Below are 12678 nucleotides of genomic sequence, written 5' to 3'. Positions count from 1 at the left end.
CCGATGACACATGCCGGGCGCGCCGAGTTTTTCGGCGCCGTCCGAGAACCCGAAGGCTCGCCCCGCACCGCTTGGCACAGTCGTACCGACATCCTGGCCGGCCTCGTGGTGCTACAGCGACGCCGGTGCCAGCCGTTACCTGCGGTTCCTCCAGCAGTTCGGCCACGCGTTCGTGTCCGTCGAACTCGTTACGTCGGTGACCTCAACTACGAGGACATCGACATCAATCCGCCAGCCGTCGAGCGCGAGGCACCGGTCGCCCAGTCACCCGTGTGCCGAGACGCCAGCCGCTGCAGCAGATCTCGACCACTCACTTTCGCCTAGCCGTGCGCTCTGCACGACGCAGACACCACTCGTGTGTGTCGCTGTCGGTCCGACGGCGACACGTTTGGGCCACGTCCAATGGCCTGTCCCTAGTCGACTCCGAAGGAGTGCAGTTCCGTGGATGCTGACAAGGAATACTCGCAATCAACCGGAGCCGAGGCCGCGCGCGGCACCGATGCCGTCCCGAGTAGGAAGGTAAATAGCGCCGGGACATTGATCGCAGCGCTGCCCGCCATGCTCGGGTTCGTCCCTGCCCGTTCGGTGATCATTGCCCTGCTGCACACCATCGACGAATCTGCTGACCGGCGAGAGATTCAATCGGTGGTCCGATTCGACCTCGATGTGGTCATCGAACCAGCCTCGGCCCAACAGATGTTGAGCCTGCTCGATTCGATGTGCCTGCGAGAGGATGCGATCGCGACGATGGCAGTGGTCGTCGATGATCGACCCCAAGCTGCCGCGACCGCAGGTCGCGCTGTGAAACACCTACGTGGGCTGGCCGTTGGGCTGGCCCACGCCTGGCTGGTCCCGGTGATCACCGCAGGAGCGGAATATCGCGGACTGCTCGAGGCCGACGGCTCTGGAACCGTAGAGGATCCATGCGCGTCGCCGATCGCGTTGGCCCAGGTCCTCGACGGCGTTCAGATTCGAGGCTCGCGCGACGAACTCGTCGAACTACTCACCCCGGACCCGATCCTGGTGGCCGAGGTCGAGCCGCACATCGGCCCCGCGATCGCGCGCTACCGGGACGGTCTGACTGCCGCGGCCATCGACGAGCACGGTAACACTCACCAGCGAGCCGCTACCAAATCAGTTCTCGCGCTGATCGCCAACCACAGCGAGACCGGCTGCGCTCCAGAGGATCTGGCCACCATGATGGCAGTACTGCGCGACAGAACGATCCGCGACATCATGTTCGGGCTGGTCGGCACCCAGCTCGGGCCCGCGGCCCAGATGCTCTGGCATCAGGTGGCACGAGCGAGTAGCGGCCCGGATCGGGCCGAGGCCGCGATGCTGTGCGGCTACGACGCCTACTACCGCGGCGACGGCGTGTACGCCGGGATCTGTATCGAGGCAGCCTTGCAGGCCGAACCGTCGCACCCGATGGCGGTCCTGCTCGACGCTGCCCTCAGTGAAGGTCTGCGCCCCGGCAGGATTCGTAGGATCGCCGAAGCAGGGCGCCAGGTCGCGACAGACCACGGCATCGATCTCCCTCCAGCCGACTGACATCGCATTGCCCGCAACATCGGTGGTCGACCTGATCGAGTCGACTGCGGCACGCCGCGATGTACGACAGAGTTATTCAGTCGGGCAAGTGGTGGATTGGGACAGCGCGCTCGATCCCGGCCGCCTCGAGATCGTCCAGGGTGAACACCAGTTCCGCACGATCGCCGAGGAGTCCGCTCAGCAGGTCCAGCAATGCGCGGTGTTTGGCCCGCGAGGCGTCTACGGTCGCGCTTAGCTCGGACACGATCTCTCGATGCGCTTCACCGATTCCGAGTTCGTCGAGCTCTTTGAGCAATGCTCCTGCCACGAGGTAGCCGTCCCACGGGGTTCCGGTGCGTCGCAACGACTCCGCGGCATCGAACAGCAGGCCGTGCACATACTGTGTCGGACCCCGGTGAACGGTCTGGCGTGAGGTCGGCAGATCAAGGTCGAACAACCCGCACAGCCCGTCGAAGTAGGCGCGGCGTTCCTCGGCCATCCACCGCGGGTTGCGTTCGTCGGTGACCACATCCACATAGGCATCGCGTAGCTCGCCCACCCCGAACCGTGTCGGCGGGTTGGGTACCAGGCTCGTGTAGTCGTCATCCGGCAGCACCGTCCCATTGTCGCGGCGCCGCACCGACGCTGGAAGTCGAACGCCGGCCGAAGTCCAGATCCCGCCATCGCTGCCGAAACCTCCACTTCAGACGCATGACTCAGCTGTGCACACGGCGACCAGTCACCATGCCGCCGTCGACAGGTGCCAGGTCCGATGTAACCCGTCATCTCCGCCCCGATCGCACGGTGACGGCGAACCTTACCGACTGCCAACCCACCGTCGACTGCGTCCATGCCGACGCCGTCGGCTGGGCCACCGGCCCGATCATTCACGGCCTCAGCCCCGATCCTTGAGCGCTGTCGGGGCTGACCGCGTTCGAGGACTTCTGTTCCACCCCTCCACGATTCGAAAGGACTGTTATGGCAGGCGAGACGAGCATCCCTTTGGTCGGAAATCTCTGCTCCGACGTCGAGCTCAAATACACCTCGGCCGGTGAAGCGGTGGCGCACTTCACCGTCGCCTCGACACCGCGCTACTTCGACCGCAAGCTCGGTCAGTGGCGCGACGGTGAAGCGTTATTCCTGCGCTGCAACGTGTGGCGAGAGCCCGCGGAGAACGCGGCGGCGACGTTGTCGAAGGGCTCGCGGGTTCTGCTTTTCGGCAGACTCAAGCAGCGCAGCTTCCAGACTCGTGACGGCGAGCGACGCACGGTGATCGAGGTCGAGGTCGACGAGATCGGCCCGAGCTTGTGGCGAGCGCGGGCCTTAGTCACCCGAACCACCGGTAATCGGACAAACACCGGCGACGACAACAGATTCGTACACCAGCAGGCACCGAACTCTAGTTCATCGGCCCCCGATACTCCCGCAGTGTCCGACGATCCGTGGTCTACACCGGCAACCGGTTCGAACACCGACGATTCCGGTGAGGGCGGACCGTGGACGGCACCGGTCTTCTCCGGGGTAGGTGCCGGGGTGTTCGGCGGTGAGCCTGACTTCTGACTGTGTCCACCCGGGCTCACTTGACGTGACCGGTCTCTATGTGGTCGGTCGTTGTGGGTCCGGGTGACGGTCTGGGGTGGGCCCAGCCGCTCGAGGGCTACCAGGCCAGCGTGCGCCACGGCCACGGGCCCGCGCCCGGCGGAAACGAATCCCCCACGCCCGGTTCCAGCCACAGCCACCGGTCTCGTGGTCGAGCGTGGGAAATTCGCCCCCGCACGCAGTGGCGCGTTCCCGCCGCCGTGTCGCCCACTGTCCTGGTCGGTAGCCCTCGGCTGGACCCACCCCAGCCCGGCACCCTCGTTGTGTGAGAAGCGTGGCAGTTCCAGCGCTCCCGGGTGCCGCCGTCATCTCGGTCTTCTCAGTCAGGAGTACTGCTGTGTCCGTCATCGCTTCCGTCTCCCCCGACCTCGATCAGCCCGCCACCGCCGAACCCACGGCCGTGCAGGTGTCGAGGACACGAGCGTTCCTCGATGCGATCCTCGAGGTCGAGTTGATGCTCGACCGCGACCGCCAAGCCGTGAAGAAGACGTTCCCCGCCGCCCTCTCGTTGGCGACCGAGGCCGACTGGTGGTTGCTCGACTTCATGGTCGAGCAGTTCACCCTGCACCCACGCGAAGCCGCGCTGCGTCGCCTCGACGCCCTCTGGGAGCACGCCGACGAACTCGAGCGCGAACGGATGCTGGCACTGGTGCCCGACACCGACCCCGGCCTGCACTCCCACAGCGAACACGACCTCACCCAGATTCTGGTGACCCGCGCACGCCGCAACGGCACCACCGTCGACGCCGAGCAGGCCAAGCTGCAAGTGCAGCTCCTCGCCGCGGAAATGCCCCGCGCATCGATCAGGACGTGGCGCAACCCGCCGCCGCGCCTGCACGTGGCCCCGACCAAGCGCATCGACGCCTCCCGACTCACCCCCGATCGGGTCCGGGCCCGAGTCGTCACCCGCGGCAAGCGGCGACCGGCCGAGATCGAACCACCGGAAGTCGCCACCTACGTGCGTGAGAGTTTGTTCGTCGACACCGAGGTCGCCGAACAAACCCGCCTGCGCCAACGATGGGCGGAACTGGCCGACCGCGGACTCATCCTCACCGCCTCCGCGCCCCAGGGTTGGACACCGCGCTACCGCGGCGATCGTCCGCCGCTGCCGGCGGAGTTGTCGACCGCGATCTGGGATCACCAGTACTGCGTCCACGTCGCCGACCAGCACAACCACGAGCGCGCGGTCGAGGGTGAAACGGTGAAATCGCCCGAGGTCTCCCATGTCTGGGCCGCCGACCGCACCGGACTGTGGTCGCGGGCCGACCGGCGCGAGGCATATCTGTTCCAGGGCAACGGACTCGACGACTTCCGAACCGCGATGCACCCGGTCACCGGGTGGCGGTGCGTGTCATGCTTCGTCGAACGCGCTGCCTCCGACCAACGGCCCGTTCACGTCCGTAACGGAGTGCTGCGCAGCGACGACGGGTTGTGCGACCACTGCCGCCACGATGACCGCACCGGGCTGCCCGCGCTCGCGGCCGGGTTCACCGGCGCTGATCTCGCCAGGGCGTACTGCTCCTACTTCGCCGAGCACTACAGAGCCTCGGTCTGCGGGGTCCTGGCAGAGGTGCGTCGCCGGGCCCCGCAGTGGCTGACCCAGGTGATCGATGAGTTCCTCGCCGAACACTCCGACCTGCCCGGCGCGCCGCAACCGGTCGACCCCGACTGCGAGCCCGACCCGGCCACAGCACCAGCATCCAAGCCTCGGCGTGAGAAGGTCCTGCCGCCCGGGCAGCGACCCGGCCGCTGCGAGGGCTGCACCAAGTACGTGCCCGTGCACGACGACGGGTTCTGCACACAGTGCCGCGTCTACCTAGGCCTGTACGTGCCCGCGCCACGTAAGCGTCGCCTCGTGGCCGTCTGAGCCCATCCGCGTTCGCGTCTTCGGCTGGGGCACCAAAGCACTGGTGCCCCAGCCGCTTGACCCGACGACTCGAGGAGATCGCCGATGTATCCGTCACACCCGCGCTCGCAGCCTGTCCATCCGACAGCTTCGGCGACCGGACGCACGATGCCACCCGGCAAGCCCCTCCAGCATCACCGCCTCCCGTCCCACCGCATCGAATCCATCCACACCTCAAATCCTCACCGCCGCACCTGCCCTCCGCCGTACCTCGCATCGCCACTCACTCATCCATCCCATCCCTTTCACACACCTCCCCTCGCCTCTCAACGCCCCAAAAACAAGCACACATCTGGCATTCCGGATTTCGATCTCATAACACTGTTGTCGAAAGTTGCCCATCGTTGCCCATCGTTGTCCAAGTGAACTAATTAGCCCTTGCCGCAAGGGAATTCGCTGGTGCTTGATGGAGGCATGGTCGCGACCGTTCACCGGGTCGCCGCGGGAAACGGCTACCGATACTATCTACGCAAAACCGCCGCCAACGACAGAACCGCACGCGGCCGTAACTCGCTGTCGCAGTATTACTCTGACCACGGTGAAGCACCCGGACGCTGGCACGGCACCGGGTTGACCGCGCTCGGTATCACTGCGGGCTCGGAAGTGACCGAGGCGCAGATGAAGTCCCTGTTCGGAGAGGGCATGCACCCCAACGCCGAACAGATCAAAGCCCAGGTCTACCAACACCAGATCTCCCTCGGCGCGAACGACCGTGACGCGACCCGCGCCGCCGAGAAAGCAACGAAACTGGGCAACAAATTCCCCACCTACACACTGCGTTCGGAGTATCGACAGCGTTGTTCCGCTGCCTACCGTGCGCACAATCTGGAACGGAATCTCGAACCGACCACCGCAATTCCTGACGACGAACGCGCGCGAATCCGTACACGAATCGCGACCGAAATGTTCACCACCGACCATGACCGCGCACCGTTGAACGCGCGGGAACTCTCGGGGTGGGTGGCCAAGAACTCGCGCGTGAACCAAACCGCACTGGCCGGTATCGAGCTCACCTTCTCCCCGGTGAAGAGCGTTTCGGTGCTGTGGGCAGTCGCCCCTCCGGACATGGCGCGCCGGATCGAGGCCGCCCACGGTCGCGCGTTCAAGGATGCATTGAAGTGGTTGGAGCGCAACGGCTTACACACCCGGCTGGGCCGCAACGGTGTCCGACATGTCGAGGTCGAGGGGATGGTGGCGGCGTGTTTCACCCATCGTGACAGCCGTGCAGGCGATCCCGATCTGCACACCCATGTCCTGATCGCCAACCGCGTGAAGACCTTGGACGGGAAGTGGCGCACCATCGACTCGCGCCTGTTCCACGAAGCGGTGGTCACGGTCTCGGAGATCTATGACTCGCGCCTCGAGCACCACCTCGAACTCGCCCTCGGTGTGCAGTTCGAAACCCGCGCCGACCGCGACATCCACCAGGTCCAGATCCGCGAAATCATCGGCGTCCCGCACGAACTGATCCACGCCTGGTCCAGGCGCAGTACCGCGATCAACACCCGCCTCGACGAACTCACCGCCGACTTCCAAGCGCGTCACCTGCGCGAACCGACACCGAAAGAAGTCTACGGACTCGCCGAACAGGCAACGCTGGAAACCCGCCCGGCCAAACACCTTCCAGGCTCGCACCAGCAACAGCGCCAGACCTGGGCGACCGAAGCCGCCACCCTGCTCGGTGCGCGTGAGACGGTCGAAGGGTTCGTGGCACACACCGTGGTGGTGCCGCCAGTCCCTCGCCCAGAGCCTGATGCGGCGTTCATCGCCGCGACCGCCGAGCGTGCGCTGGCCGCGGTGTCGGAGCGGAGATCGACATGGCGGCCGTTCAACCTGCGCGCCGAAGTCGAACGCCAACTCCGCGGCAAGATCAACCCCGCCGACTGGGACTGGATCCCCGACAAGGTCTTCGCCACCGCACTGTCACCGCGATCGACGGTCGCGCGCGGCGACCCCGACCTTACCGAAGAACCCGGCCTACGCGCAGTCCCCACCTGGTTGCAGCGCAGCGACGGCGCTCCGGTCCACGTGCGCCCGAATTCCCAGGTCTATACCACCGAAGCCACTCTCGAGGTCGAGGCGGCATTGGTCGAGCTGTCGGTGCAACCCGGCGCCCGCGTCCTGGACCCCGAACTTCTCGTCGACGCGATCAGCCAGTTCAACACCGCGAACCCGGATCGACCGCTCAATGCCGGCCAGGTCGGTGTCATCTCCTCCTTCGCCACCTCCGGCCTGCGGGTCCATACCGCGAACGCACCGGCGGGAACCGGTAAGACGACAGCGATGCAAGTTCTCACCACCGCATGGCATTCCAGCGGCGGAACCGTCCTCGGCATGGCACCGACCGCCGCTGCGGCCGCGGTGCTCGGGGAGTCGATCGGCACCCGCGCCGAGACCGTCGACAAACTCCTCGACGTCATCCACCGCCACTCCCCCGGCGAAATTGCTGCCCAGAGCGAGCGCGATCAGCCGCCGTTGTTGCCGCAATGGGTCCTCGATATCGATGACCGGACGCTGGTGATCGTCGACGAACACGTCAAGCTCGGCAACCTCAAACGCTTGCGCCTGCTCCAGTTCCTGTCCACGCGTGGGGCGACGGTCCGTTGTATCGGCGACGACCGGCAGCTGGCGGCGATCGAGGCCGGCGGCGCCGACGCCGACATGGCTGCCGTATCCCCCGAACAGTCCGTGACGCTCTCCCATGTCGTTCGGTTCGCTTCCACCGGTGAAGCGACCGCCTCGATCGGCTTACGCGAGGGCGACCCGGCCGCGTTGGCGTGGTACTTGGACAACGATCGCATCCATGCCGGGCATGCCGGATCGGTCTACGACGACGCCTACACAGCGTGGGCCGCCGACCGCGACGCCGGTCGCGACGCGGTCATGCTGGCACAAACGCACGAGGTCGTGACCGCGCTCAACGCACGCGCTCGTGCCGACCGGCTCACCCGGACCGGCACACAACCGGGCACGGAAGTCGTTCTGGCGGATCGTCTTTGCGCCTCGGTCGGTGACACCGTGCGCACGCGCCGCAACAACCCGACGCTGCGTTTCGGCGACACCGATTGGGTCCGCAACGGCTACTCGTGGACCGTCACCGACGTCCACGACGACGGTTCGCTGACCGTCACGCACCGTCACAGCGGCGTCGTCAGCGAGCGTTCAGTGCACCTGCCGGTCGAGTATGTGCGTGCGCATGTGCATCTCGGCTACGCCACGACGATCGATTCCGCGCAGGGAATCACCGCTGATACCTGCCATGTCGCGTTGTCCGGGCACGAATCCCGACAGCAGTTCTACGTCGCGATGACCCGCGGAATCCACGCCAACCACGCCTATGTGATCACCGCACTCGACGGCGCTGAAGGCTCCATCTACACCGAACCCGCCCTCTACCCGCGCACCGCGGTCGAGATACTGCAGCGCGTCCTGGCCCGTGATGGGGCGCAGAAGTCGGCACACACCGAACTTCGTGACGCCCTCGACCCGGTCCTGCGGATCGGGCTCGCGGTCGATATCTACCTCGACACCCTCGGCCTGGCCGCCGAACACGCTCTCGGCGCCGAGGGCCTCGACGCACTCGATCGTGTCGCCGACACGATTCACCCGGACCTTACCGACAGCCCCGCCTACCCCGTCCTGCGTCAGCACCTGGCCCTTATCGCTCTCTCCGGCGCCGATCCTGTCGCCGCGCTTCGTGCCGCCGCCGATGCGCGCGAGCTCGACACCGCTGTCGATCCGGCCGCGGTCCTGGACTGGAGACTGGACCCCACCGGCGCCCACTCCGCCGGTGCCGGACCGCTGGCCCAGACACCCGGGCTCCCCAACCGGGTCGCCGACCAAGCGCTCACCGCACCCGTTCGGGCACGCGAACGCATCGTCGCCGACCTCGCACAACAAATCCGCCACACCGCACGCCGGTGGACATCGGCCACCGCACCCACGTGGGCGCGACCGCTGCTAGGCACCGACCCGGGGCTGCTCGGCGAGCTCGCAGTGTGGCGAGCCGGACTCCATATCCCCGACACCGATCTCCGACCAACCGGACCGGCCCGCTACACCGACCTCGAACGCCACCACCAAAAACGCCTCAACCAACAAGTCGTCGACGCCTACGGTGACCCGGCGCTGCCACGGAATCGGTGGGCGCAAGTCGTCGGCGGCATCGATACCCGCATCAGCACTGACGCGTACTGGCCGGTCGTGGCCGACAAGATCGACCTCGCCGACCGCGCCGGACTCGACATCACCACCCTGCTCACCGACGCCGCCGCACAGCACCCGCTACCGGATGAGATGCCCGCCGCCGCCTTGTGGGCGCGCCTGGAACTGGAACCATCAGCCCTCGACATCACCGGCACCGACCTGCTCCAGCCCGACTGGCTGCCCGACCTGCAAGCCGTCCTAGGTGCCGAGATGACCGAGCAGGTCACCGCCGAACCTGCGTGGCCTCGTGTCGTCGCCGCCATCGAACGCGCCAGCGGCACTTGGACTCCGCGCGATCTGCTCATCACCGCCTACGAACTGCTGCAAGGCGCGCAACCCGACGACGCGCCGCCACTGCGCGCCGACCAACTCGCTGCCGCGCTCGCCTGGCGCATCGATGCACTGCATCATCACCACACCCCGGCACCGCAACCATCTCCTGCGACCACAGCTCCCGCTTCACCTGAACCGGATGCACCCGACCACGATCACGACGAGCCCTCAATCGTCTCCGTCGCAGCAGAGCCCCCGACGACAGGCACAGGCGATGCTCACCACGCCCAGGCCGCTACTCGCACCGGGGACGGCGACGTCGGCACAAGCGTGGAGAACATCGCCAGACTCTTCGCCGCAGGGCGAGTCGCTGACGCTGTCTCGACGTTTCGCAGGTTCAGCAGCGAGCTGTCAGACGACGAACGAGCGATGCTCACCGCGATCTCGGAGACCCTCTACCGGTACAGCTTCCCCGTCGCCCGCGCCCGACTCCGCTGGGCAGCAGAGCAATTCCCTCACCACCGCCACCTCATCGAGGCCTGCACGCCGGATTCCGACCCCCACACCTACCAACCTGACAGGCGATCCCCCACACCCACAAGGACTCCTGCCGCGCGTGATCACCGTGAACGGATCGACCCCACCGTGCGGGCCTCCGAGTTCGATCCGATCCACGCTGCGGGTGCCGATGTCACCGACCAGTACGTCCAGGAGAGCAACGAACTCGAACTCGAGCGCCTGCGCGAGGAAGCCCTGCAGCCACGCCCGACCACAATCGTCACCAGTCGCAGGTTCGACTACGACCGCGACGCAGCCCGCGACGCGCACGGACTCAGCTGCGTGGACTGCGGGATCGAACGCCCCCACATCGCCGCCGAACCGGTGCCGCCCCGTCGTTCCGACGACGGACTGTGCCACGACTGCCGCGACGACAACCGTCCGGCAATCCCCGACCACGACCCCGCACAGCACATCGCCGCGCGCTGCGCTCACATCAGCGCCACCCACCCACCGACCGCGGCCCTGGCCATGCTGCGCCGAGACTGGCGCGCACTCGACCACACTGGACGCGCCGCCCTCCAACAATGGCTGCACGACCATCCCCTCACCGAACAGCCACTGCCCGTGCTCGACCCGATCCAACGCCTGTCCGACCACGAACTCACCGACGCCATCGACAGCCTGGCCCTGCGCCTGAGCAACATCGCCACCGAGACGGAGTTCTTCGCCCCAATCCGGCGGTCACCGGTCGAGATCGAGCCCGATCCGTTAGTGGCTCAACACCAGCTCGCTGCTCAGGACGCCCGCAACATTGCACTGCTTCGTGCCCAGGAACTCGACACCGCGATCCGTCGACTCCACGCCACCGAAAGCCGACTCGAGACCGCACGCGAAGAACTCGACGCGCTGCCGGTCATACGGCGCCGACAACGAACAGCGCTGCAGGCCCGCATCAACACCCTGGTCGGCGACCAACGTGACCACAGCGAAGCACACGACAACGCCCGCACCACTGCCCGCGCGGCGAACCGGCACGCCAACGAGCTGGCGGCCCGGGCCGAGCGCACCGCCGCCGACGACGATCAGGGCCGTGCCGAGAAACAAGCCCGCGCTGTCGCCGAGGAAGCGATCACCCGCGAAGCTACCGTCGAGATGCTCAGCCAGACCCTCGAATCCGAGCTCACCAGCCACCGGGCTGAACACACCAGGCGCGAGACTCTAACCGACCCACAACGACGTCTCGAGGAGCGCGCACGGCGCCAACACGATGCCACCAACAATGAATTCGGCATCGACGAACAATCCGGGGCGGAGCTCCACAGGCCGGACCATCGACCGGATCTGGGGGCTCTAGGTGTATGAGGCCATGACGTTGGTGACGCCGACACGGAGGCAACTTGCTGGTGGTCGGTCCCCGACAGCGGAACGTGGTCGATGATAGTTGTAATGGACATTCCAGATGCCGAGGGCCTGAGCCCGCTTCCGTTCGGAAGTCCATTCACGGGCGTGAGGAACTCCTCGGCCAGGGTCCTGTTGTAGCGCTCCACTTTCCCGTTGTGACGTGGGGTGTAAGGCTGATGACGCGAGCCTGCCAGCGACGCGGTGAAGTCGCCGGCCCGATAGCAGGACCCGTTATCAGTGACGATCTGTTCGAGGAACACGATGCCGTGAGCTGCTAAGAACGCTCGCGCGCGGTCTATGAATCCAATAGCGGTGACAGCCTTTTCATCACGAAGGCTTCGGTGTATGCCGGACGAGAGTGACCATCGACCGCGGCGGGACCGGACAGGCGGGATCGCCTGCGCCAACGTCCGCAACGCCTCGGCCTCGGGGTGTGTTCGCCGCGGAGATACCGACCGAGATCGGGATACCCGCGTGGCCGGACCACACATGAATTCTCGAGCCGGATTTACCCCGATCGACCGGATTCGGGCCTACCATCAGGCCCCCTCTTTGCTCGAACCGCAATACGCGCGTGACACGGGGGCGCGGCAGGTGAGGTTGACTCCCTTCTCGAAGCTCACACGACCGCGCCCAGCGTCATCCGATATGCGACTGACGTCCTGTCAATCTAGTTCGGGCAGACTTTCTCCAGGTAGAGCCGACCTGCCGCTCTCGAGCCAAAAAGCGTAGTTTCGCAAATACGATTCGAGACCGGAATGAATATATTCTCGATAATCTTGCATACCTTTGGCATTGTCGCGACCGAACGCATCTTCGGCAACCAGCCACGGCGCTGGATTATCAATCCATTCAATCACCTCATATCGCCTCGACCACCATTCCCTGATCAGCTCCATCGTCCAATGATCGTCCCCGTCCGATGCATAGCTCGAGAAGGGGTCAGTCCACGCACCAGACAGCACGCGCTGAACCTCGATTTCATTAGCGGGTTGACGAAATATCACTTCCGTCACGTCGCCATCTAGATTAAGGATATGATCCGGTGCAATCGGACGCCCCGCCAAACAAGCGGCCGTAATGGTGCCATACATCGGACCGGGAACATTACGCCAATCACGGTCTGCCCATTCCCCTTTGAGATACGCATCGTGCGGCCCCAATAACCGTCCATCATCAAATCCTAAATTCACCATGGTTGACGATCTCCGTATAGTCGGCATCGGATCCCAGTACCCGCTCACAGCACCCTCCAGAATGAA

At 65.8% G+C, this 12678-nt stretch carries 6 protein-coding genes and 1 pseudogene; 4 read left to right on the top strand and 3 right to left on the bottom strand.

The window, feature by feature from the left end:
- Positions 1-441 precede the first annotated feature (441 nt).
- Positions 442-1551 carry a DUF4192 domain-containing protein gene (locus tag ACFWF2_RS14010; protein ID WP_379307847.1) on the top strand — a complete coding sequence of 370 codons (1110 nt, stop codon included), beginning with the start codon at positions 442-444 and terminating at the stop codon, positions 1549-1551.
- A gap of 76 nt (positions 1552-1627) precedes the next feature.
- Here the strand turns inward: ACFWF2_RS14010 and ACFWF2_RS14005 are convergent, their stop codons facing one another.
- Positions 1628-2146 carry a hypothetical protein gene (locus ACFWF2_RS14005; protein WP_379307846.1) on the bottom strand — a complete coding sequence of 173 codons (519 nt, stop codon included), beginning with the start codon at positions 2144-2146 and terminating at the stop codon, positions 1628-1630.
- Positions 2147-2508: 362 nt separating this feature from the next.
- Here ACFWF2_RS14005 and ssb point away from each other — a divergent pair, with 362 nt between their 5' ends.
- From ssb to mobF, 3 genes are all read left to right on the top strand, one after another.
- Positions 2509-3090 carry a single-stranded DNA-binding protein gene (gene ssb / locus ACFWF2_RS14000; RefSeq protein ID WP_379307845.1) on the top strand — a complete coding sequence of 194 codons (582 nt, stop codon included), beginning with the start codon at positions 2509-2511 and terminating at the stop codon, positions 3088-3090.
- A 376-nt stretch (positions 3091-3466) separates the two neighbouring features.
- Complete coding sequence (locus ACFWF2_RS13995) at positions 3467-4996, top strand: hypothetical protein (RefSeq protein WP_379307844.1); 1530 nt, start codon at positions 3467-3469, stop codon at positions 4994-4996.
- 453 nt (positions 4997-5449) lie between these two features.
- On the top strand, positions 5450-11377 hold the full coding sequence (mobF, locus tag ACFWF2_RS13990) for a MobF family relaxase (protein ID WP_379307843.1): 5928 nt from the start codon (positions 5450-5452) through the stop codon (positions 11375-11377).
- Here mobF and ACFWF2_RS13985 read toward each other — a convergent pair.
- Positions 11366-11792: pseudogene (locus ACFWF2_RS13985) on the bottom strand (integrase core domain-containing protein); the annotation flags it as partial. The gene mobF and the pseudogene ACFWF2_RS13985 overlap by 12 nt on opposite strands.
- 289 nt (positions 11793-12081) lie before the next feature.
- A complete protein-coding gene (locus ACFWF2_RS13980) occupies positions 12082-12612 on the bottom strand; it encodes a ferredoxin (RefSeq protein ID WP_379307842.1) in 531 nt (176 codons plus the stop codon).
- Between the last annotated feature and the right edge of the window lie 66 nt (positions 12613-12678).

Source organism: Nocardia sp. NPDC060259 (assembly GCF_042728775.1).
GTDB lineage: Bacteria > Actinomycetota > Actinomycetes > Mycobacteriales > Mycobacteriaceae > Nocardia.
This window is presented reverse-complemented; position numbering and strand designations above follow the sequence as displayed.

Coding starts and splice junctions, on each gene's coding strand:
- mobF (WP_379307843.1), top strand. CDS start 5,450: ATGGTCGCGACCGTTCACCGGGTCGCCGCGGGAAACGGCTACCGATAC.
- ssb (WP_379307845.1), top strand. CDS start 2,509: ATGGCAGGCGAGACGAGCATCCCTTTGGTCGGAAATCTCTGCTCCGAC.
- ACFWF2_RS13980 (WP_379307842.1), bottom strand. CDS start 12,612: ATGGTGAATTTAGGATTTGATGATGGACGGTTATTGGGGCCGCACGAT.